The sequence below is a fragment of the Kribbella sp. CA-253562 genome (genome assembly GCF_050942265.1).
Taxonomy (GTDB): Bacteria; Actinomycetota; Actinomycetes; order Propionibacteriales; family Kribbellaceae; genus Kribbella.
In genome coordinates, this window is sequence record NZ_CP192049.1 from 4,835,906 (window position 1) to 4,858,398 (window position 22,493).

Genomic DNA, 22,493 nt, shown 5'->3' on the forward strand with positions numbered 1-22,493 from the left:
CTGGCACGACGCCCGCGAGTGCGCTTCGGCGGGGCGCCATCGGTCGCCTTGGCACCGGTTGATTGACTGGTGTCGTGGGTACGGGCGACAAGGTGCTGGTAGCGAAGCGATACAAGTTGGGTCCGTCCATCGGACGCGGTGGCATGGGAGAGGTCTTCCGCGCCACCGACGAGGTGCTCGGGCGTACGGTGGCGGTGAAGTTGCTGCTGCCGTCCGATCGCGACCCCCGGGCCGCCGAACGCTTCCACCGTGAGGCGCAGGCCGCCGCCCGGCTCAGTGATCCACAGGTCGTGTCCGTGTACGACTTCGGCAACCACGACGACGGCTTCTTCCTGGTGATGGAACTGGTCGAGGGCGGCACGGTCGCCGACGAGCTCACCCAGCACGGACCACTGCCCAAGGACCGCGCGATCGACATCGTCGAACAGGCCGCCGCGGGTCTCGCGGCCGCGCACCGGGAGGACGTCGTCCATCGCGACGTGAAACCGGGCAACCTGCTGGTCGCCCCGGGCGGGGCGGTCAAGGTCGCGGACTTCGGCATCGCCCACCTGCCGGGCCAGGGCGCGACCACGCTGACGGCGACCGGTCAGATCATCGGCAGCTCGCACTACCTCGCCCCCGAGCGGGCGCGCGGTGGCCGGGCCGGCAAGGCGTCGGACGTGTACTCGCTGGGCTGCGTCCTGTACCAGCTGGTGACCGGCCGTCCGCCGTTCACCGCGGAGAACCCGACGGCGATCCTCTATCAACACGTCGACGCCGAGCCCGTACGTCCGAGCCTGGAGCGGCCGGAGCTCGCCGGGTCGTTCGAGACGGTGCTGCTGCGGATGCTCGCCAAGGAGCCCGCCGACCGGCCGACGGCCGCGGAGATCGCGGACGGTGCTCTGCGTGCCCAGCAGCCGCTCGGTGACGACTGGCGCGCGGTCGCCGGTGTCCCTGCTGCCGCGGGGCTCGCTGCGGCGGCGACCGTCCCTTCGGCCGCTGATGTCCCCGCAGGTGTTGATGCTCCCGCAGGCACTGGTGCCCCCGTGGGGACCAGCCAACTCGAGGTGGCGCCCCGGTCGCCGCGACGCCCTTCGACGAAGGTGCTCGCGGGCCTGGTCGCCGTCCTGGCGACGACAGCGGCGGTGCTGGCCGGCGTCGCGATCTATGGCAACGACCCGACGCTGCCGCCGACCACGGACCTCGGTCCGCAGCCGGAGCTGACGACACCCACGCCCGGCACCACCGCCGGTACGACGGACCCGACGACCACGTCGTCCACCACCGGTCCCACCCAAGCCGCGCCCGGCGACGAGGCGAGCCCGACAGCGTCGACCCAGCCGACCCAGACCCCGAGCACGCAACAAACCCCGTCCCCCGGCACCACCCCGACCAGCGGCACGACGCCGTCACCGACGACGTCGCCCACGGGTTCGGTGGAGCCAACGCCGACGCCGAGCCAACCGACCCGGACCACACCATCGCCGGAGCCGACCCCCTCGACCACCCCGTCGTCGGACCCGTCCCCAACCAGCACCCCGCCGGCCACCCCCACACCCGGCCCCGCACGCAACACCAGCTCCCCGTCGACGGACTGACTCCGCGCGGGCATCGTTGGCCGAAGCCGACAATCATTCAGGCGAGCTGTCTACCAACCGCTGGCGGAGGCCGGTGGCGCGGAGGGCCCGGCGGCTGAGGGCGAGGCGGACGGACTCCTCGGTTCCGACCACGCGGACCCGACTCTCCGCGCGCGTGATCGCGGTGTAGAACAGCTCCCGGGTCAGCAGCCGGGACTCCTCGTTCGGCATCAGGACGGTGACCTCGGCGGCCTGGCTGCCCTGGGCCTTGTGGATCGTCATCGCGTGCAGCGTCTCGATGTTGCCGAGCCGGCTGGGGGCGAAGTCGCGGCGCCCGCGGGAGCTGTCGATGCACACGCGCAGCGAACCGTCCGGCCGGCGAATGGTCACCCCGACGTCACCGTTGTAGATGCCCAGCGCGTAGTCGTTGGCCGTCACGAGTACTGGCCGGCCGACGTACCAGGTGTCCCAGAGCGGATCCTCGGTCTCCTCGGTGATCCACCGCTCGACGGTCCGGTTCCAGTGCTGCACGCCCCACGGACCTTCCCGGTGCGCGCAGAGCAGCCGGTGCCGGTCGAGCGCCGCCAGTGCGGCATCGGCGTCACCGGCCTCAGCAGCCTCCCGGATCGCCAGTACGTCGGGCAGCATCGCCGCCCGCAAGGTCTCCCGCGGGTCGTCCTCCTCGACGAAGTGCACGCGGTCGCCACCACCCCGCAGTACGCCGAGGACGTCGTCGGCCCGGTCCTCGCGCACGGCCAACGCCAGTTCGCCGATCTCGCTGCCGAACCGGTGCGAGGTGCGCAGCTCGGCGGCCTCGATGTGCCCGCCGGACACCAGCCCGTCGACGAGATCTGCCAGCACGGCGCCCGCCTCGATCGAGGCCAGCTGGTCGGGGTCGCCGACCAGCACCAGCCGGGCTCCGGGCCGTACCGCCTCGAGCAGTCGCGCCATCATCGTCAGCGACACCATCGAGGTCTCGTCGACGACGACGATGTCGTGCGGCAGCCGGTTGTCGCGGTCGTGGCGGAACCGGCTGGACGAGTCGGGTCGCCGCCCGAGCAGCATGTGCAACGTCCGCGCATGGAAATCGCCGAGCCTCGCGGTGTCCTCTGCAGACAGCCGGTCGGACATCTCCCGGCGTACCGCTTCCTCGAGCCGGGCCGCGGCTTTGCCGGTCGGCGCGGTCAGCGCGATCCACGGGCGCCGCTCCCCCGCGATCTCCGCCTGCTCCGCGAGCAGCGCCAGCAGGCCGGCGACGGTGGTCGTCTTGCCAGTGCCCGGGCCGCCGGTCAGCACGGTCGTCCACTGCCGGACCGCGGTCTGCGCCGCGGCGCGCTGCTCGACGTACGAGCTGCCGGGGAACAGCCGGTCGAGCCCCGCGAGCAACACGCCTTCGTTGGCGATCCGCGGCTCCAGCCGCTGAGCCCGGCGGCGAAGGTCCTGCTCGACCTGCTCCTCCTCACGCCAGTAGCGGTCGAAGTACAGCAGGGTCTCCTCGAGACGCAGCGGGTACGGCGCCGCGAGCAGCGGGCTCGCCCTGAGTGCCGTCAGCCATTCGTCGAGCACCGGCCAGTCCAGCTCGGCGCCGTCCTCACCGACCTCGTCGCGCACCAAGGCGAGATCGAGGCAGATCGACCCGGCCCGTACGGCGCGCGCCACCAGCGCACAGGCCAACGCGACCCGCTCGTCGGTCTCCCCCAGCATGGCCGTGAGCCGGGACGCCACATGCACGTCGGCGGCCAGCAGCACGCCGGCCGTGTTGAAGTCCCGCAGAATCCCGGTGGCACCGAGCGCCAGCGTCGAGTCGAACTCGTCGACCGTCGTGGTCATGCCGCCCTCCCGTCGAGCAGCTCGGACAGCGCGACAACCATTGCCGCAGGCAACGGCCAGCTGAACACCCCGGCCGGATGGCCGTCCACGACCGGTGTCTCCGGGCCGCACATCCCGCGCAGATAGAGGTAGACCACACCCCCGAGATGCGTTTCGGGGTCGTACGCAGGCAGCCGCCACCGCAGATAGCGATGCAGCACGACCGAGTACAGCATCGCCTGCAGCGGATAGTCGGAGTGCAGCATCGCGGCACCCAGCTCCTCCCGCCCGTACGCCGCGGAAGTGGCCGGCTGCTCCGGATCGCCGAGCCGGTTCGTCTTGTAGTCGACCACCACGAACCGATGGCTGTCGCCGTCCGGAACCCGCAGTACGACGTCGATCGATCCGGACAGGTAGCCACGTAGACTCTGCCCGCCGAGCAAGGGCTGTTCGAGTCGTTCGGCGTACGCGAGCAGCGGGTCGTCGGCCGGCAGATGTGCTCGCAGCAGTGGCGCCAGCTCGGACAGCCGCACATCCACCGACGCACGATCGCCACCGGCCAGCGGGATCTCGAAGTCCAGCTCCCGAAGCCGGTCGCCGCGGCCGAGATCGCGCAACGTCAGACCAGGCACCAGCGGGCCGAGCGGCGTGTCGTGCATCGCCTGCATCGCCGTCGCCAACTCGTCAGGCGTCACCTCGACGCGCCAGAACGGAAGTTGGTCCCGGATCCGCGCGGCCAGCTCGGCATGCAGGTCCGGCGCCAGCGGGTCGGCCTCCTCCAGCACGGCGTGCACCAGCGATCCGAACGTCGCGCCGACCGGCAGACCCTCCATCGGCGACGGCAGCGCGTCGGGCGGCGGGATCGTCGGCGCCGGCACCAGGTCGACCGCCTCGTCCTCGAGCTGACTTTCCTCGGGCTCGCTGCCGACACCGCCCACTTGCTGCTCCGCGGCGCGGATCAAGCCCGAGTACGACGTACGCCGCCACTGCAGATCGACTTCACGCGAGAAGCGCGCGATCGTCAGCCCACCGGGCGACTGCTCCGGCAGGGGCTCGACGTGTTCGGCGATCGCGGACTCCTCGACCACCGGTCCCCCGGCCTGCTGCCAGCGCCGCAGCCAGATCAGCACCTCGTCGTCGGACGTGGCCCGGTCCAGCTGGTCGGGCACCACCGCCTCGCCCTGTTTCCGGCCGCGCAGCAGCCGGGAGATGCCGCCGTTGACCTCGTCCCACGACGGCGCCCACCAGGCCACGACCTGCGACTGGGCGCGGGTCAGCGCGACGTACGTGAGCCGGATGTCGTCACCGGCCACCTCGGCCCGCCAGCGCTTCTCGTTCGCCCGGTACTCGGCCCTGCCCTTGCCCCCGATGTCCAGGCTGCGGATGCCGTTCTCGTGGAACAGCAGCAGCTCCTCCTCGTCGAAGATGTGCCGGTTGAAGGCGAACGGGAGGTAGACGACGGGGTACTGCAGCCCCTTGCTCACCCACACCGTCATGATCTGCACCGCGGCGGCATCGCTGTCGAGCCGGCGCGTGCGCTCGGCCGTACGTCCCTTGCTAGTGCACTCTTGACGCAGCCAGTCGAGCAGCGCAGGCAGTCCGAACTTCTCCCGGTGCGCGGTGTCGTGCAGCAGCTCGGCCAGGTGGGCGAGGTCGGTCATGTCGCGCTCGCCGCCACGCCAGGCCAGAACCCGGTCCGCCATCCCGTTGAGCTGCGCGGCCTCGAAGACCGCCGCGACACCGCGAGCCCGCAGGTGGTCGGCCCAGGCCCGCAGGGTCAGGCCGATCCGGTCGGTGAGCTCCTCGCCGCCGGCGTGCAGGCTGGCCGCGGTCTCGCCGAAGAACATCGTCGTCGCCGCGGCCCGGACCAGCCCCGAGCGGTGCGGCTGCTCGAACGCCTCCAGCAGGCACAGCCAGTCCTGGGCCGCCTGCGACGCGAAAATGTCCAGGTCACCGGAGTAGACCGCGGGAATGCCGGCCTGGGCCAGCGCCTCCCGGCAGGCCCGCGCGTCCTTGTGCGCCTCGACGATCACCGCGACGTCACCCGCGCGCAGCGGCCGTTCGCCGTACGCCGGACCGGCGGCGAGCAGCCGGCCGATGTCGGCCGCCAGATCCCGGGCGATGTGATCGCGCAGCTCGTCCATCGGGATGCTCTTGCGGGACGACGAGCCGAACTGCTCGCGGCGTACGACCCGGAGCCGGAACGGCGCGTCGCACGGTGCGCCCGCGAGCCGGCTGCCCTGGTGATGAGCGGCGACCGGGTGGACGACGATGTCGGGGTGTCCGAGCCGGGCACCGCCCAGCACGACCTGGAGGCAGTCGACAAGCGGCTGGTCGCTGCGCCAGTTGGTCCCGAGGGTCCGCCGCTGTCCGGCGGTCGCCGCCGCCGTCAGGTACGTCGCGATGTCGCCGCCGCGGAAGGCGTAGATCGCCTGTTTCGGGTCGCCGATCAACACCAGCGTGCTCGAGCCGTTGAAGGCGGCGTCGATCACCTTCCACTGCACGGGGTCGGTGTCCTGGAACTCGTCGACCATCACGACCGACCACCGACGCTGCATCCGCCGCCGCGCCGGCGCGGCCGGATCCTGCAGCGCCTCGGCGAGCCGGGTCAGCAGGTCGTCGTAGCCGAGCACACCGAGACGGCGCTTGCGGCGCTCCACCTCGTCCAGGACCGCCAGCGCGAACTCGACGCGCACCCCTTCGGGAGAGGACTCGGCGTACTTCTCCGGCACCAGCCGGGTGTGCGGGTTGCCGACCACCTTCAGCGCGAGCTCGAGTGCTGTCGCGCGCGTGATCGGCGGCTGATCCGCCGAGCCCCCGAACCGAGCGAGATAGAGGTCGTCGACCACCTCGGCGACGAGATCGGTCAGGTCCTCGACCAAGGTGACCCCGGCGTCGGTGTCACCGGCAACGCCAAGGGACCGCAGGACGAGCTGGCAGAACTGGTGCGTCGTCGCGATCGTCGCCGCGTCGAAGTTGGCCAGCGCGTCCCGCAGCCGCCCATGCCGTACGGCGAGGTCGGCCGCACTGCCGTTCACCAGATGCCCGAGAAGCCCCGGATCGCTACGCCACCGGTCCGGATCGGCCAGCGCCTGCTCGGCTTCCAGCAGCTGCGAGCGCACGCGTTCGCGCAACTCCTGGCTGGCCGCGCGGCCGAAGGTGATCAGCAGCATCTCGTCGAGGCGGGCGGCGCCCTCCGCGACGTACCGGGTGACCAGACCGGCGAGGGCATAGGTCTTGCCCGTGCCGGCGCTCGCCTCCAGCACGGTGGTGCCCGTCGGGAGCGGGCCCAGCAGATCGAAGCCGTCCATCAGGAAGCACCCTGCTCGAAGCGCAGCATCGGTTCCCACACGCGGGCCGCGTAGGCGCCCAGCCGGGTGGGCTCGCCCTGCCATTGCTCGCCCGGACGCGTCGGCTCCAGCAGGACCTTGAGCGGTGCGTTCGGCCCCCAGACCCGAACGTGCGCTGGGTCCGCGTTCTCGCCGTCGTAGTTGGCCGGCTTCCACCGCCGGCCAGCAGCGGTCATCGGGTCGTCGTCGGTCCGGCGCGCCTGGCACCAGGCGAAGGAGGTCTTCAACGGCAGCGGCAACGGCTCGCGGCGGCCACTGTCGTAGATCGAGATCAGGTCGGCGAGGAAGCCGCGAGCCTGCGGTCCGACCGGCCCGAACAGCCGACTCGCCGGCGTGCGGCCGCTGCGCGGGCGGCCGATGGCCAGGCCGGTCCAGTTGTGGTCCTCGTCGTTGGCCGACAACGCGAGCAGCTGGATCCAGGAGGTCAGCAACTGCTTGGCGTCGAGCCGCGAGTAGCTGACCGAGACCAGCCGATACCCGTACACACCCGGCACCGTACCGGTGAGCCGTCGGCCACCGCCGAGCTCCACATCCACGTCGTACGCCGTGGCCCCGCCCTGCCGGTGCGGATGAGCGGTGATCGCCAGGCCCCGCGCGACGTCGCGGATCTCCGTCGCGGTCCGCCAGCCGAGTCGTCCCGGCGGCAGCGTGCCCCGGCGCCACTCGGCCTGCAGCGCGGCGTCCGGGTGGATGCCCGCGAGCATGTCGCGCAGCATCCGGTCCCCGACCGACCACTTCTCCAGGTTGTCGATCTCCACCGGCATCGCGTCCGAGACGCCGTCGATCTCCCACGGCAGCGTCAGGTCGAGCGCCCGGAAGAACCCCTTGACCGGGTCACAGAAGAACGCGAGCAGGTCCGCGAGCGCGACGTCTTCACCGCCCGGCAGCGTCAGAGGCTCGGCCAGGAACGTCGGCCGCGGCGGCCGCGACCCGCCGCCGACCCGCGCCGCCACCAGCGCGGTCGGGTCGAACGTGAACGGCCCCGGCGTACCGAGCCGGCCGGACTCCAGGTTCTTGCGGTCGAAGGGCTGCAGCGGGTGGTTGACCACGACCGCGTCGCGCACCTTCGACTCCGTCGTACGATCCAGGGTGTCGAGCAGCTCCCCCAGCGGTACGGCGGGCGGCCGCGGCTGGCCCGAGTATTCGTTCGCCCCGGTGTAGGTGACGACGAGCGACTCGGTGGCGGCGAGGATCGCGTCGAGCATCAGCTGCCGGTCCTCGCTGCGCACGTCCCGCTCGCCGGTGATCGGGCGACGGGCCAGGACGTCGTCGCCGTCGGACAGGCCGAAGCGCGGGAACACCCCGTCGTCGAGCCCGAGCAGGCAGATCACCCGATGCGGCACCGAGCGCATCGGCACCATCGTGCAGACCGTCAACGTGCCACTGCGGAAGTTCGCACGCGTCGGGCGCCCGGCCAGATGGGACGACAACAGCGCCCGGACGTCGGCCAGCCGCAACGAGGTCGCCGTGAGCGGCCCGGCCTCGGCCGCGACCTGGGCGAACTCGCGGTGCACCTGGCCGACCTGCCAGCCGTCGTCCGGACCGACGCGGGTCAGCCGGTCGATCCCGTCGCGCAGCGCCTCCAGCCAGGTCGCGAGTGGTTGCGTCCCGTCGAGCCGATCCGTTGCCGCACGCAACCGATCGACAAACTCCGCGAACCGCCCGGCCAGCTCGATCCGGGTGCTGCCCACGTCGTCGAGCGGCAGCGTGGTGTCGATCCAGGCGTGTGCGTCGGCGGACATCGTGACGCCGGCCAGGACCCGGTCGACGCCGAAGCGCCAGGTGTTCTGCGGGAAGCCGGCCAGGCCGAACTGGTCCCGGTCGGTCCGGTCGAAGGCCCACCGGACACCCGACTCACGCACCCACGCGGTGACGGTGTCGAGGTCGTCGTCGGTGAAGCGGAAGCGCCGGCGTACCGGGTCGGTCTGCGCGAGGTCGAGCACCTGGCTGGCCGTCGCTCTGCTGCCGGCGAGATCGAGCAGCTGCGACGCGACGCCGAGCAGCGGGTTGGTCTGGGTCAAGGAACGGTCGGCCAGTTGCACCCGGAGCTGATGGGCCGGATGGCCGTTCGTGTGCAGGTCGCCGAGGCCGAAGCGAGCGCTGATCAGCGGCGCGTAGGTCTCGATGTCGGGGCACATCACCAGGATGTCCCGCGGCTCCAGCGTCGGATCGGCCTGGAGCATGCCGAGCAGCACCTCACGCAGTACGTCGACCTGCCGGGCGGTGCCGTGACAGGCGTGGACCTGAACGCTGCGATCGCCAGGAGCCAGTCGTCGTCCCTCAACGGCCACGGTGTTGCTGCGCAGATCGCGCTGCAGCCAGCCGAGCAGCGTGTCGGGTGTCGCTGGTGACCGGAGGTGGCTGTCGACGCTCGGCACCGCCGCAAGCGACAGCTGCAGCTCGCGACTGTCCCGTCCGAGAGTGGCCAGCAGCGGATGCTCGGCCTGTTGGTGCGTCACGTCATTCGCCCGCTCCCCCGCAGTCGCACCCTGCAGCCGCTCCCAGAGCGCGCCGCTGGGATTGGGAAGCCAGAGGTGTACGTCGCGATGCTCGGCCAGCGCCGACAGCAACTCGATCTCCGTGAGCGGCAGCCGTGTGTGGCCGAACAGCGACAACCGCGCCGGCAGGTCGAGCGACTCCGGGTTCTCGCGGAGCTGCGCGATCGTGTCGGCGTGACGGGCGTTCGGTGGCGGTGCGTCGATCCGGTCGACCAGTCGGCGCCACAGCTCCGGCTGCCAGCTCAGGTCGTCGTCGATCACGTTGCCGAGGCCGTCGGTGTTCCGCCCGGCGCTCCAATCCGCGAGCACGCTCGGCCGCTGGACGGCGTACGCCGCGAACAGCCGGGCCAGCCGCGCCGCGACGGCGTACCGGCGTCCGCGCCGCAACTCGGCCTCGGAGCCGGTGTCGAAGTGGCCGAGGTGTCGCGCGACCGGCTCGCACCACGCCTCGTCGAGCGAGTCGTCCAGCACCGCGAGCAAGGGCCACGCCATGGCGTCGGCCGCCCACGGGTCGTCGTCGGTGATCCCGAGCACCGCGGACACCAGCGACCGCGGCGACGCGAACCGCACCCCGGCGCACACGCCGTCGCCGCCTTCCGGCCCGGCCCCCAACCGGTGCGACAGCCGCTGCGACAACCACCGCTCGATCCCCTTGGCCGGCACCACCACCAGCTCCTCGGCGAACGGGTCGGCCGGCGGCACGGCGAGCAGTTCACCCAGGCCGTCGGCGAGCACGTCCGTGCGCTCGGCGCGATGCAGGTACAGGGTCACCGAGGAAGCATGCCACGCCGCCCCAGCCCGCCGTCGGAGGGCAGGCCCAGGCTGTGGACGACCGTCCGGCGAGCGGACTCCGGGCCCCGGATCACCAGTCGTGAACCGTGCCGTCCTTCAACCGGTTGAACGGCAGGTACGCCGGCTGGTACGGGAACCTGGCCGCCGCTTCCTCGTCCAGCTCCACGCCGAGGCCGGGCTGATCGCCGGGGTGGAGGTAGCCGTAATGCCAGTTGAAGCTCTGACGAAAAACCTCGTTCGTCAGCGGACCGTGCGGCATGTACTCCTGGATGCCGAAGTTGTGGATGGCGAGGTCGAGGTGCAGCGCGGCGGCCATGCCGATCGGCGAGATGTCGGTCGGGCCGTGGATGCCGGACTTGATCTGGTACTGCGCGGCGTAGTCGAGCAGCTTGCGCATCGCCGTGATGCCGCCGGTGTGGGTGACAGCGGACCGGACGTAGTCGATCAGCTGTTCGCGGATCAGCGCCTGGTAGTCCCACACTGTGTTGAAGACCTCGCCGATCGCCAGCGGCGTGACCGTGTGGTTCCGGACCAGTCGCAGCGCTTCCTGGTTCTCCGCCGGCGTGCAGTCCTCGAGCCAGAACAGGTCGTACGGCTCGAGGTTCTTACCCAGCCGCGCCGCCTGGATCGGGGTCAGCCGGTGATGGACGTCGTGCAGCAGCGGCAGCTCCGGACCGAACTCGTTGCGGACCGCCTCGAAGACCGTCGGGATGTGCCGCAGGTACGCGCGGCTGTCCCAGTCCTCTTCGGCCGGGAGCGGAGCCCGCTGTGCCGGTTCGTAGTGTTCGCTCGCGGCGGCCGGGGCGATCACGCCGTACACGGCATCGATCCCCGGCACCGAGGTCTGCACCCGGATCGAGCGGAAGCCCTCGTCGAGATGCCGCCGGATCGAGTCGAACAGCTCCTCCTGGTCGCGCCCGGACGCGTGGCCGTACGCCATGATCCCGGTCCGCGAGGCACCGCCGAGCAGCTGGTAGAGCGGTAGTCCGGCGGCCTTGGCCTTGAGGTCCCACAGGGCCACGTCGACCGCGGCGATCGCCGTCATCGTCACTGGCCCCCGCCGCCAGTACGCCGACCGGTACAGGAACTGCCAGGTGTCCTCGATCCGGTGCGCGTCCCGGCCGATCAGCAGCGGTACGACGTGATCGGTCAGGTACGACGCGACCGACAGCTCGCGGCCGTTCAGCGTGGCGTCACCCCAGCCGGTCAGGCCGTCGTCGGTGGTCAGTTTCAGCGTGACGAAGTTCCGGTCCGGGCTCGTCACGATCACCTCGGCGGCGACGATGTTCACGGTTCGGGGTCCTCCTTGGCCTGGGGGCTGTGGACTTGCGGACGACCAGTTCGGTCGGAAGTTCGCGGATCGGCCTGCTCGGGGGTGTCTCGGCGAGCAGCTGCACGAGCAGCTCCACCGCCGCCCGGCCCGCGACGTCCTTGGGCAGGTCGAGCGTGGTCAGCGCGGGGTCGGCCATCGACGACATCGCGATGTTGTCGATGCCGACGACGCTGAGGTCGGCCGGTACGGCGACGCCGCGCTCGCGCAGCCCGCCGATCACGCCGAGCGCGACCAGGTCGTTGTACCCGATCACCGCCGTCACGCCGGAGATCAGCACTCCCTCGGCGGCCGCGGTGCCACCGTCGAAGCTGGGATCGAAGTTGCCGAGGGCCACGAGTTCGGGTCCGTCGCCGCGGCACTCGGCCTGCAGCGCCTTCAGCCGGGCCCGGTTGCTCCAGCTGCTCCGCGGGCCGGCGACGTACCCGATCCGCCGGTGGCCCAGGCCGGCGAGGTACCGGACGATCTGGCGCATGCCGTCGGCGTTGTCGACGGCCACGGCCGGGATCGATCCCTCGCGCCGGTTCACGAGCACGACCGGGACCAGGCTCGCCGCCTCGCGCAGCTCGGCCGGCTTCATCCGCGGCGAGCACAGCACGATGCCGTCGACCTGCTTGGCCAGGTTGCGGACCAGGCCGAGCTCGGCCCTCGCGTCCTCGTCGGTGTCGACGACGAACACCTGGTAGTCGGCCCGGTGCGCGGCCAACTGGATGCCCTTGACGACCGACGGGAAGAACGGGTTGGCCAGGTCGGGCAGGATCAGGCCGAAGTTGCCGGTCCGGCCGGTGATCAGTCCGCGCGCCGCGCGATTGGGCCGGTAGCCGAGATGCTCGGCGACCTTCGTCACCCGCTCCAGCGTCGCCGCCTCCACGACGTCCGGCATCGACAACGCCCGGGAGACGGTCGACGCCGACACGCCCGCCGCCTTCGCGACGTCGCGAATGGTGACGGCCATCGCACGCCTCCTCGGTCCGGCCGGGTGAGTCGGCATCGAGTCTGAAACCGTTTGCAGACGATGTCAACAGCGGGTCTCACCGCCTGCAACCCTTTGCAGACCTCAGCCTGCCCAGCGGCCGGTCAGGAAGGTCAGGGCGACCACGGTGGACAGCGGAACCGCGAGGCACAGATACGCGGTCCTGAACTTCGGCCTGCCCTGCGCCCACAGCGCCAGGCCGACCCACAACGGCCACCACAGCAGCGTCGCGCGGGGAATCGACATGTACCAGTACGACGTTCCCAGGGCCACGAGACTCACCGCGATGTACGCGGCCTCGGCCCAGTGGCGCCGGCGCAGCAGGAATCCGAGCAGGACCAGACCGATGACCATGGCAACCAGTTCGGCCTGGAACATGATCCCGTAGCCCGTGGTCTGCACGTGGTCGAAGCCCGACTCCCAGGTGGTCGCCCAGGAGTCCCACGGGACGGTGAAGGTCCGGTACCAGCCACGCTCCTGGGCGTGCTTCCACGCCATCCAGTCGCCGGTCTGGGCGTACAGGTAGCAGAAGTAGCCGAGCACCGGCAGCGCCGGCAGGGCCAGCCACGGCACGGCGCGCCATCGCCGGTGCGCTCGGACGGTGACGACGAAGTGCACCGCGACCGCGGCGGCCAGGAACAGTCCGGTGATGCGCACCGACGTCGCGAACGCCGTGAGGATCGCCGCCAGCGCCCAACTGTGCCGCCGGGCGGCCAGCCAGGCCGGAAGCGCGAACGCGAGGAACAGCGTTTCCGAGTAGCCCACGGCAAGGAAGATCGCGCAGGGCGACAGCAGGAAGAACAGCACCGCGTCCTGGTCGACACTCGTCCCCGGCCGGTACGCCCGGGCGATCCGCGCCAGCGCGACGACAGCGACCGCGCCACTGACGAAGGAGATCAGCAACCCGGCCAGCGTCCAGTGCGGGACCACGGCGTGCACAGCTCGCAGCACCAGCGGGAAGCCCGGGAAGAACGCCTCCCGGTTGTCCCACTTGTCCGTCCACGGACCCGAACTGCCGGGGAAGTAGCCGAGCCGGGCGATGTCGACGAAGTGGTACCAGTCCCACTGCTCGAACGCCGTACCGAACTTGGCGGGCTCGCGGGTTTCGGGGTTTGCGGGAAACAACCACAGCGCGCAGTACGCCGTCAGCCCGACCGCGAGCCGGGTCAGCGCGTACAGGTAGAGGACGTTGCGATCGGCCGGCGTCAGCCAGTCGAAACCCAACGGCGCCCGAGAAGGAGTGCTCGAGGAGCCGGCGGAGGGGCGCCGTTGCGTCGTACCGGTGTGCGTCATCACCTGGTACTTGCCCGAAGCCCTCATCCCCCTTCTCGGCGGACGCCTCCGGTCAGTTCTTCCCGGGGCGGGACCGGTCGACGATCGTGCGGAGGCGGCGCAGGACCTGGTCGGTGAACAGACCGGCGAGACTGCCGGTGAGAACCAGTACGGCGATCCCGGCGCTGGACGTCGTCTCGTCGCCGATGCTGATCAGACCCGTGTTGACGGCGATGACGGACACCGATCCGAGCATGGCCGACCACAGCGGCCGCAGCACGTACCACCAGATCGAGCGGTCCCGGAGACTCCTCGACCGGTGGGTCAACGCCATGCTCTGCCGGATGACGCTGCCGACTGCTCCCGCCGCCGCTCCGACGACGAGCAGGCTCATGTTCAGCGTGACCGGGACCTCGGTGATCCACCAGTCGAACGTCCGGACGGCGACCTCGTCCGGTCCGGCGGCTTCCTGATCCGCGACGAGCCTCTCCGCCAGACCGTACGCCGCGATCAGCGACACCAGGGCGAACACCGCTTCGGCGATGTTCACCGCGACGACCTGCCGCCAGGCCCACCGGTCCCGTTCCGCGTTCGGTCGTGCAATGGGGAGCTTGAGCGCTCTGGTCATCTGACGCCTCCGTTCGGGTGCACCTCTCATCGGAACGGAGGTCCGAGCGGGCTCGCGAATACATCCCGGCCGATCGATGTATCAAGGTCGCCACCTGGTGCCTCCGACCTAGCGAGGCCCCGCCGGTTCAGGGGTCCGGCGGGACCGGGGGTCGCTGACGTGGCGGGAAGTCTGTGGGAGGGAGAGACTTCGCGCCACGTCGGCCGGCCGGACCGATACTGTCGGGGAACGGCGCGGCCCGCTGTATCAACCGGCGTACGACGTACTCCGCTGCAGTAGCAGTTCCGAGGCACCGAAGGAGGAACGGGATGTACGACGATCCGGCGGTCATCCGCATGGTCACCGGCGCCCGCGACGGGGACCGCGGTGCCTGGGACGAGTTGGTCGAGCGGTACGCACCACTGGTGTGGTCGATCAGCCGGCGCTTCGGTCTGGCGGCCGCGGACGTCGACGACGTCGGCCAGAGCGTGTGGCTGCTGCTGGTCGAGCACCTGCCCGGCCTGCGCGAGCCGGCCGCGCTGCCCGGCTGGATCGCGACGACCACCCGTCACGAGTGTCTGCGGCTGTTGCGGGCCGGCAAGCGGTCGGAACCGGCCGATCCGGCGGAGCTGCCCGGCGCGACGCCGTACGACGTGGTGCCGGTCGACGAGGAGCTGCTGCGGCACGAGCGCCACGACGCGGTCCGGACCGCGTTCGGTCAGCTGTCGCCGCGGTGCCGGTCGTTGCTCGCGATGCTCGTGCAGGACCCGCCGGCGGGGTACCGCGAGATCAGCCAGAAGTTGCACATGCCCGTCGGCAGTATCGGTCCCAACCGGGCCCGCTGCCTCGACCGGCTGCGTCAGGCGCCGGCCCTGGCCGCCCTGATCGGAACCCAGGACGAGCGCCCCATCGCAGCGGACGGAGGTGAGCAGCATGGCAGACCCGTGGTGGACCGATGACGACCAGCTGCTCGAGGTACTACGTGACGCGCTGACCAGCGCGAACGAGATCCCGCCCAGCTTCGTCGAGGCCGGCAAGGCCGCCTACGCCTGGCGCACGATCGACGCGGACCTCGCCGCGCTGACCTTCGACTCCGCCTGGGACAGCCCCGAACCGAGCCTGACCCGGGCGACCGAGAGCGCGACCCTGCGCAGACTCACGTTCGCCACCGACGCCCTCAGCGTCGAACTGGAACTGACCCCCGGCGAGTTGCTCGGCCAGCTCAGTCCCCCGGACAGCGGCACCGTCCGCGTGACCACGGGCACCGACGACCTCGGCACGGTCCCCATCGACGAACTCGGCTTCTTCGTCATCACCCCCGTTCCCCACCAACCGTTTCAGCTCGTCTGCCACACCGACGCCGGCACCACGGTCCGAACAGGCTGGGTCTCCCCCTGACCCGAGGATGGCGGTGATCGAGGTTCAGCACCCGAGGGTGACGAAGGACTGCGCTGCCGTGCGCGCGAAGCGGCTGTCGGTGGCCGACGCTCGGGTACCGGCCAAGGCTTCCGGGAGTTCGTTGCCGGCGCGCAGCCGGGTGTGCAGGTCGAGCATCAGCGGGACGGTGGCCGGATCGTTGACCGGTACGACGCTCGCGACGACGCCCGCTGAGCCCAGGGCGATCAGCGCGCTGACCAGGCCGAGGAGCTCGTCGGCGCCGCTGGGGCCGCCGAGAGCCGAGCTGCAGCTCGACAGGACCACCCGGTGGGGGGCTCGTTCCAGGCGTTCGAGGTCGTACACGGTGAGTGGCCCGTCGTCGAGCTCCAGCGCCGAGAACAACGGGCTGTCGGCGCGGAAGGTGCCGTGCGCCGCCACGTGCACGAGCGAAGCTCCGTCGATCGCCGCCAGCACCGCGTCGGCCGTCGCGCCGCCGTCGGTGAGGACGACCGCGTCGGGATACAGGTCCGCGAGCCGCCGCACCTCCTCGTGTCCCGTCGACAGCTTGGGGCCGCTGATCAGCACCACCCGCCCGGGGGCCGGCGGAACGGCTTTCCGGGCGCGCAACCAGGCCGCGGCCGACGGAACCACCGAGGTCGGCCGATGACGCAACGACGGCAGCAGGCTCCACGGGACCGCGTGCAGCCGCCCGGTCGGTACGACGACCACCGGGCCGTCCGGCAGGTGCTTGACCGCCGTACCGAGCAGGACGCTCTCGAGCCGGGTCCCGATGGCGTCGAGGTCGAGTGGGGTCGTGCCGCGTCCGGTCGCCTCGCGACGCAGCGCGAACAGCGCGTGGGTCAGCCGGTGAGTCGCCGCCGACGTCGGGCCGACCAGTTCGAGACGGACCCGGCCACCCGCCACCACGATGGCGTAGAGCTGGTCGTCGACGTCGGTCAGCTCGATCAGCGCTCGGTCGCCGAGGTGGTCGAGCAGGTCGGCGACACGGAACTCCTCGGGCCGATCGCCGGTGGTGCCGGGCGTCAGCAGGACCCGGTGGCGGACGGCGGATTCGAGACGGCGACGCTCGCGCTGCAGCGGCTGGGGTGCGATCCCGTTGTCATGGCTGGTTTCGAGCCGAAGGGTCAAGCTGCGCAGCGCGGCGAGATCGGCGACGAGGTCGTCGTCCTCCGGCGGCCGGACCGGTGGGATCGCGAGCACGGTGGCTCGCCAGCGCTCGCTCCACTCCAGGACCTGCCGCGCGTTGCGCCGTCGTACGGCGTACCGCAGGGCGATCGCGGCGAGCTCGGCACCCTGCGCGGTGGCGAGGACGCGCAGTTCGGTGGCGCCGAGGGTGCGCAGGTAGACCTCGATCAGGCTCAGGCCCTGTCGGCAGGCGGTCAGCATCGCGCGCGACCGGCCCTCGTCCTGGTGCAGCATCGCCTGGGCGAGCCAGCCGGCGCCGCGGGCGCGCAGGCCACGGTTGCGGGATCCGGCCGCGATCGTCAGGTGGCGCCGGCCCTCGGCCGGATCGGAACGCGCGATCGCGAGCCGGCCGGTGAGCAGGTGAGCTTCGGCGGCGAGGTCGGGGTCGAGGTCGTCGAGCTCGGCGCTGACCCGACGGCCGCTGCTCAGCAGACGTGCGGTCCGGTTGCCGCCCGCGTAACGGGACTGCAGCAGCGCGAGCTCCGCGCGGGCCGCCCACCAAGGACGCTGCTGGCGGCGGAACAGCAGCATCGCGTCGCGGCCCCGGCTCTCGGCGAGTTCCGTAGCGCCGGCGGCGTGGGCCGCCAATCCGGCGCAGTACAGCAGCTCCGCCCGCCGTGCCGCCGAACCGCCCTGCTGCTCGATCCGGTCGAGCGCGCTCTCGATCGCGGTGAGGGCCTCCCGCGACAGGCCGGCCGCCAGCAGCACCAAGCACTTGTTGGCGTACAGGTCCGGTTCCAGGACGCCGAGCTCCTCGACCACCCGCTGGGCGTCGTCGAGGTATCGCAGTGCGGTCGGCAGGTCGCCTCGGGCGAAGGCGGCCGCGCCACGCGCTTGCCGGGTGTCGGCGTACTCGGCCTGCTGACCGCAACTGGCGAACAGCTTCTCACTGTGGGCGTAGTCCTCGTCGGCGCGTTCGATCGCGCCCATCGCGAGCAGCACCATCGCCCGGTGGGTCAACGCCCGGGCCTCCCAGACCAGGTCGCCGGCATCGCTCAGCAAGGCGACCGCGCGCTCGGCATCGACCAGGGCTTCGTCGTACTGGCCGAGCAACGCTCCCCGGACCCAGGCGCGACGGATCAGGATCCGCCCGGCGAACACCCCGGTGCGGCCGGGCACGATCGAGTCGAGCATGGCCAGCCCGCGATCGGTCCGGCCGGCCATCACCAGCGCCACCCCGAGACTCGCCTGGATGTCGGCCTCACGGTCCCGATCAGCCGCCCGGCGGGCGTACTTGTACGCCGCCTTGAGCTCGGCCACCGCCTCCTGGATGTCGCCGAAGTCGCGGTGCACGACCCCCGCCGCCTGGTGGGCTGCCGCGGCCTCGGCGTCGGACGGGGACCGCGCGAGAACCTCGCGGGCCAGCCGCAGGGCGTCGGCGGGACGCGAGAGCGCGAGGGCGTGCAGGTCGGTGGTGTCCACGGCGAAAACCCGCCCTCCCCTCCCTGGACTGCTCCAGATCCTAGTACGCCGCCTCCGTGCGGCTCCGGAAATCGTCAGCACCGAGAAGGGAACCGAGATGTCAGCGGACCAACGGCTCAAGGACGCGCTACGCCTGATCCTGGAGGACCCGGACAAGGAATCGGGTGAGGTCAGCGAGCGATGGTACGGCACCACCGCCGTGCACCCGTACGACTGGGAGACCGTCGGCCGGGCCGACTACTTCTACCGCCGCGACACGATCCTCGTCCGCACCGAGGACGTCGACCTGGTCGTCAGCGCGCTCCGCGAGGACCCGCCGCTGGTCGACCAGCGCGCCGCCGAGGAGCCGGTGCCCGAGGGACCGATCATTCCCGAGAACGTGGCGATCGACCGGTTGCCCGTCATCGACGGCGTCACCGGTCTGGTCTGGCGCTACGGCCGGACGAACGCGGCGGTGAAGGCCGGGCGGCCCGGGATGTACGGCGGCAAGGAATTCGGCGGCCGGCCCGACGGCCAGTACGACGACAGCGACGCGCTGTCGACGCCGAGCGTCCTGGCCCGGCTGGACCAGGTGGTCGGCGTCGGCAAGGCGACGCCTGACCACGCGCTGGCGTTGTGCGGCAACGGTCACCCGTGCCCGGCGGCCGAGCCGAGCGAGGTGCCGTCCAGCTCGATGAGCCCGGTCCCCCCGGTCAGCGACGGCATCTGTTGCGGTCAGCCCGGGTGGGACGGCCGCGGCGTACTGGTGGGTGTCGTCGACAGCGGTCTGGTCGAGGCCACGACTCACCAGTGGCCGTGGATGCAAGGCGTGTACGGCGATCCCGATCCGGCCGCGCCTCCCACCGGCGTGATCGGGCCCTACGCCTGCCACGGCACCTTCGTGGCCGGCTGCGTGCGCTGTACGGCGCCGAAGGCGGAGGTCTGCGTCAAGCGGGCCCGGGAGATCGACTTCCGTCTCCATGCCGGGATGGCCTACGAGCACGAGATCATCCGGCGGATGAGCGATCTGCTCGACCTCGGCGCCGACGTGATCGTCTGCGAGTTCGACGGCGCCACCCGGCTGCATCTGCCGATGCACACCTTCAACGCCTTCCACGACCGGCGGCTGCGGCATGTGAACGTGGTCGTGGTCGCTCCGGCCGGCAACGACGACACGCATCTGCCGACGTTCCCGGCGGCGTACTCGTGGGTGATCGGGGTGGGCGCGCTGTCCGCGGACGGCAACCGCCGGGCGCACTTCTCGAACTACGGCCACTGGGTCGACGTCTACGCGCCCGGCGAGGACCTGGTCAACGCCTTCGGCACCGGCGACTACACCTGTGTCGACGCGCCCTACGGACAACGGCACTTCGACGGCCTGGCGAACTGGAGCGGTACGTCGTTCTCGACTCCGCTGGTGGCCGGCATGATCGCGGCCCGGATGTCCGGGACCGGAGAGAACGCTCCACTCGCGGCCGACGCCGTCCTGCGGTTCGCCCGCAGCCAGGCAGCACCGGGGATCGGGCCGGTGCTGTTCCCCCATCAGATCTGTGGCTCCGGCCCTTCGCCGTACTCAAACGACTGAACCAGGGCCGGTCTCGAAGGTCAGCCGGCGAATCAGGTCGAACCGGACGAGGAACCGGCTCATCGGGGTCAGCTCGAACGCTTTCGCCGTCGCCGGATGCAGCTCCTGGTACTTCCGCAGCCAGGTCCGCACCCGCTCTCGCTCCGCGGTCAGCTCATCGGCCCCGAGCGCGGTCAGGCTCGTGCTGAGCGTCGAGGCGGCACCGGAGGGCGGGCTCGCGGCCAGCCGGCTCGCCAACCGGGGAGACCCTTCGTGCACCGCCGCCATGAAACAGGTGGCCATCCGCTCGGTCGGCTGGTCACCTTCCGCGGACAGCGGCGGCGCCATCGCGAGCAGCAGCTGGCAGATGTTGACGAAGCGTTTGACCCGGCGGGGCGTCGCACCGATCAGCGGCGCGAGCGACTCGATGAAGGCGAGTTCGTCCACGCTCAGCGCGAGGTGCCTGGCATCGACGTCGAGCCAGCTGCCGTAGTCGGTCAGCATCGCGGTGACCAGCTCTTCCTCGCGCCGGCCGACCTGGAGGGTGTTGCCCGCGCCGCCGGCATCGATCGGCTGAGCCGCCACCGACGGCAGCAGCAGACCGCGCAACAGCCGGCGCCGGGCGTCGTCGTCGAGGTCCTCCACCCAGAAGGGGATCTGGAAGATCTTCTCCACGTAGTCCATCGCCTTCGGCTGCTCCGTCAGTGCCTCGCCGGGCTTCTGGTCGAGGGCGGGCAGCGCGTCGTGCAGCGCCGACGTGAGCCACCTCGTGTCCACCGCGACGACCACCACGAACAGGGGGAACGAGAGCAGCAGGTGTACCGCCTCGAGGACCTCGACCACCTTGCGCGGCGGACACCGATCCAGGTCGTCGATGTACAGCACGATCCGGTTCGGCGGACCGCCCTTCGCCCGCGGCGTCTCCTGGTTGAACTCGGCGGTGAGTTCGGCGAGATCCTGCAGATCCTGACGAACCTTGCTGATCAGCCCCAGCTGACTGCGGTAGTCGTCGCTGGCCTCGCGATCGGCCAGGAAGTCCGCCAGGACTCGCCCGGCCGTGGCTGCTTCTCGTTGCTCCTCCAGCTCGACTTGCTCGCGGTGAGCCTGCTCGGCCGCCGTTCTGGCCAGCTCCACAGCCTCCTGCTTCGCTCGGAGCTCCTTGCCGGCCGCGACCAGCTCTTCCTTCGCCTTGGTGACGGCCGCCGCGAGCTGTTCGTCGACCCGGCGCTCGGCGTCCGCCAGGGCCGCCTGCTGTTGCGTGGTGAAATCGGCGATCGCTTTGAGGCCCAGCGCCGCCAACGGAGCAACAGCGGCGACACTCGCCGCCACACTCGTCAGCGGTGGAGCCGACAGCAGATCCAGCACGAACGCGACGACCGGTACCGCCACCGCCGCCAGGGTCACGTAGCCGACGCGCTTGGCCGTCCAGAACCTCTTCTGCAACCACGGACTGGTCCGCGTCGCGACCACGGCGCGGCGTACGTCGTCCACCGCGTCGGTCACCGCCCTGGTCGCTTCCGCGCCGAGCGTGTCTTTGCCCGCGGCAACCACCGTCTCGACCAGCGTCACCCGGGCGACGGATTCGAGCTCACCGGCGATCATGCTCTCCCGCAGCTCCCCGGTCGTCCGCTCGACCGCGTCGAGCTGTTGCTGCCCCGCTCGAACGGCGTCAGCCGCCTTCGCTTCGGCGACCTGCGAGCCCTCCAGCGCGCGGTCCGCCTTGCTGACCTCGCTTTTCTTGGTGTCCAGCTGCTGCTGGATCCCGGCCCGCCTCAGATCCGACAACGTCTGGCGTGCCGCCGGACTCAGCTCGTCGAAGATCTTGTCCAGCAGGGCGGCCCACAGGTTGGTCTCGACGTACTCCCAAGCGTTGAACTCGATGTGCGCCACGTTCGGCCAGACCGCAGGAGCAGCCTGCGCGCTGGACGCCGCCAAGGTGTTGAGCTGCTGGATCCGGTGCCGGATCTTGGCCATCAGGAAGCTCTTGCCGCTGCCCCACTGGCCGAACAGACCGATCGCCAGCGGTGGCACGAGAGTGCGCGACGAGATCAGGTACGCGAAGGCGTCGGCCTCGATGCTGACATCGACGAAGTCGGCCGTCGGGTCGACCACGTCACTGCTGAACCCGGCCAGACTGGCCGGCCGGCGCGGGAAAGTCCGGGCCAGCCACTCACCGAGCTTCGCTCCGGCAACCTCGTCGCGCGGGTTCAGCTCGCGCAGGAAAGCCCGGTACTGATCGGCGAGGCTGCCGACCGAGAACCCGAAGCGGTCCAGCGGGCGTTGCAGCGCCTGGCGGAAGGTCTGCGACTCAGTCAGCAGGGCACCCACCAGGTCGGCGAGCATTGGCGGGCGGCGGCTGCCGGCGAGGCGGTCGGCCGCGACGGTGATCCGGTAGACCTGCTCGTCCTGCGAGCCGGGACTCTGGGAGCCGACCGTGGCGGCCGCGTGACGCAGGCTCTCCAGCGTGATCTTCGGGAAGTCGTCGGGCAGCAAATCGCGGGCGGTGAGGCCGAAGTGGCCGATCAGGCGGCGCATCTCGCCGTCCGGGTCGGGATGCGCGAGCAGCGTGCCGAGGAACAGATCCGATTCCGTCACCGGACGTCCGGCACCCCGCAGCGCCGCCGACGCCTCCGCCCACCGCAACGCACCGGCGAACGACGCCGATCGCCCGGACGGACTCCCACCCGACGCTTGAGACATCGCCCCCACCCCCACTCGTCACGATACGACGCCCAGCGCCGCCTGAGCAGGCAATGAC

The 22,493-nt window shown here is 71.2% G+C and carries 13 protein-coding genes; 4 read left to right on the forward strand and 9 right to left on the reverse strand.

Annotated elements, in window-relative coordinates:
- Nucleotides 1–92: 92 nt before the first annotated feature.
- Nucleotides 93–1,577, forward strand: a complete 1,485-nt coding sequence (locus ACQPXM_RS22880; RefSeq protein ID WP_432951069.1) for a protein kinase domain-containing protein — start codon at nucleotides 93–95, stop codon at nucleotides 1,575–1,577.
- 33 nt (nucleotides 1,578–1,610) lie between these two features.
- On the opposite strand, the gene recD is transcribed toward ACQPXM_RS22880, so the two are convergent.
- The 7 genes from recD to ACQPXM_RS22915 form a co-directional block, all read right to left on the reverse strand.
- The gene (gene recD / locus ACQPXM_RS22885; protein ID WP_432936384.1) at nucleotides 1,611–3,386 is read right to left on the reverse strand and encodes an exodeoxyribonuclease V subunit alpha; all 1,776 of its coding nucleotides are present in this window, start codon (nucleotides 3,384–3,386) and stop codon (nucleotides 1,611–1,613) included.
- Nucleotides 3,383–6,676: a UvrD-helicase domain-containing protein gene (locus ACQPXM_RS22890; RefSeq protein ID WP_432936386.1), complete on the reverse strand. Its 3,294-nt coding sequence runs from the start codon at nucleotides 6,674–6,676 to the stop codon at nucleotides 3,383–3,385. Before ACQPXM_RS22890 ends, recD begins: the two co-directional genes overlap by 4 nt.
- Complete coding sequence (gene recC / locus ACQPXM_RS22895) at nucleotides 6,676–9,984, reverse strand: exodeoxyribonuclease V subunit gamma (RefSeq protein ID WP_432936388.1); 3,309 nt, start codon at nucleotides 9,982–9,984, stop codon at nucleotides 6,676–6,678. The genes ACQPXM_RS22890 and recC overlap by 1 nt, the downstream gene beginning before the upstream one ends.
- Before the next feature lie 91 nt (nucleotides 9,985–10,075).
- The gene (gene manD, locus ACQPXM_RS22900) at nucleotides 10,076–11,296 is read right to left on the reverse strand and encodes a D-mannonate dehydratase ManD (protein WP_432936390.1); all 1,221 of its coding nucleotides are present in this window, start codon (nucleotides 11,294–11,296) and stop codon (nucleotides 10,076–10,078) included.
- On the reverse strand, nucleotides 11,199–12,290 hold the full coding sequence (locus ACQPXM_RS22905; protein WP_432936392.1) for a LacI family DNA-binding transcriptional regulator: 1,092 nt from the start codon (nucleotides 12,288–12,290) through the stop codon (nucleotides 11,199–11,201). The genes manD and ACQPXM_RS22905 overlap by 98 nt, the downstream gene beginning before the upstream one ends.
- Nucleotides 12,291–12,392: 102 nt before the next feature.
- Nucleotides 12,393–13,628 (reverse strand): mannosyltransferase family protein, encoded by a 1,236-nt coding sequence (locus ACQPXM_RS22910; RefSeq protein ID WP_432936394.1) that lies wholly within the window; start codon nucleotides 13,626–13,628, stop codon nucleotides 12,393–12,395.
- A gap of 25 nt (nucleotides 13,629–13,653) precedes the next feature.
- Nucleotides 13,654–14,208 (reverse strand): hypothetical protein, encoded by a 555-nt coding sequence (locus ACQPXM_RS22915; RefSeq protein WP_432936397.1) that lies wholly within the window; start codon nucleotides 14,206–14,208, stop codon nucleotides 13,654–13,656.
- Between the two features lie 308 nt (nucleotides 14,209–14,516).
- On the opposite strand from ACQPXM_RS22915, the gene ACQPXM_RS22920 reads away from it, so the two are divergent.
- Both ACQPXM_RS22920 and ACQPXM_RS22925 read left to right on the forward strand, forming a co-directional pair.
- Nucleotides 14,517–15,146 carry an RNA polymerase sigma factor gene (locus ACQPXM_RS22920; RefSeq protein WP_432936400.1) on the forward strand — a complete coding sequence of 210 codons (630 nt, stop codon included), beginning with the start codon at nucleotides 14,517–14,519 and terminating at the stop codon, nucleotides 15,144–15,146.
- Nucleotides 15,121–15,585, forward strand: coding sequence for a hypothetical protein (locus ACQPXM_RS22925; protein WP_432936403.1), 465 nt, complete (start codon nucleotides 15,121–15,123; stop codon nucleotides 15,583–15,585). The genes ACQPXM_RS22920 and ACQPXM_RS22925 overlap by 26 nt, the downstream gene beginning before the upstream one ends.
- 24 nt (nucleotides 15,586–15,609) lie before the next feature.
- Here ACQPXM_RS22925 and ACQPXM_RS22930 read toward each other — a convergent pair whose 3' ends face one another.
- Entirely contained in the window at nucleotides 15,610–18,192 is a 2,583-nt protein-coding gene (locus ACQPXM_RS22930) for a CHAT domain-containing protein (RefSeq protein ID WP_432936405.1), read from the reverse strand.
- 97 nt (nucleotides 18,193–18,289) lie between these two features.
- Here ACQPXM_RS22930 and ACQPXM_RS22935 point away from each other — a divergent pair, with 97 nt between their 5' ends.
- Nucleotides 18,290–19,756: a S8/S53 family peptidase gene (locus tag ACQPXM_RS22935; protein ID WP_432936407.1), complete on the forward strand. Its 1,467-nt coding sequence runs from the start codon at nucleotides 18,290–18,292 to the stop codon at nucleotides 19,754–19,756.
- Here ACQPXM_RS22935 and ACQPXM_RS22940 read toward each other — a convergent pair.
- Nucleotides 19,745–22,435 carry a P-loop NTPase fold protein gene (locus tag ACQPXM_RS22940; protein WP_432936409.1) on the reverse strand — a complete coding sequence of 897 codons (2,691 nt, stop codon included), beginning with the start codon at nucleotides 22,433–22,435 and terminating at the stop codon, nucleotides 19,745–19,747. The two genes, ACQPXM_RS22935 and ACQPXM_RS22940, sit on opposite strands and share 12 nt — an antisense overlap.
- Between the last annotated feature and the right edge of the window lie 58 nt (nucleotides 22,436–22,493).

Bases quoted from the DNA above. Each gene is read 5' to 3' on its own strand.
- ACQPXM_RS22925 (WP_432936403.1), top strand. From the start codon at position 15,121: ATGGCAGACCCGTGGTGGACCGATGACGACCAGCTGCTCGAGGTACTA.
- ACQPXM_RS22935 (WP_432936407.1), top strand. From the start codon at position 18,290: ATGTCAGCGGACCAACGGCTCAAGGACGCGCTACGCCTGATCCTGGAG.
- ACQPXM_RS22890 (WP_432936386.1), bottom strand. From the start codon at position 6,676: ATGGACGGCTTCGATCTGCTGGGCCCGCTCCCGACGGGCACCACCGTG.
- ACQPXM_RS22920 (WP_432936400.1), top strand. From the start codon at position 14,517: ATGTACGACGATCCGGCGGTCATCCGCATGGTCACCGGCGCCCGCGAC.
- ACQPXM_RS22905 (WP_432936392.1), bottom strand. From the start codon at position 12,290: ATGGCCGTCACCATTCGCGACGTCGCGAAGGCGGCGGGCGTGTCGGCG.
- ACQPXM_RS22910 (WP_432936394.1), bottom strand. From the start codon at position 13,628: ATGAGGGCTTCGGGCAAGTACCAGGTGATGACGCACACCGGTACGACG.
- recD (WP_432936384.1), bottom strand. From the start codon at position 3,386: ATGACCACGACGGTCGACGAGTTCGACTCGACGCTGGCGCTCGGTGCC.
- ACQPXM_RS22915 (WP_432936397.1), bottom strand. From the start codon at position 14,208: ATGACCAGAGCGCTCAAGCTCCCCATTGCACGACCGAACGCGGAACGG.
- ACQPXM_RS22940 (WP_432936409.1), bottom strand. From the start codon at position 22,435: ATGTCTCAAGCGTCGGGTGGGAGTCCGTCCGGGCGATCGGCGTCGTTC.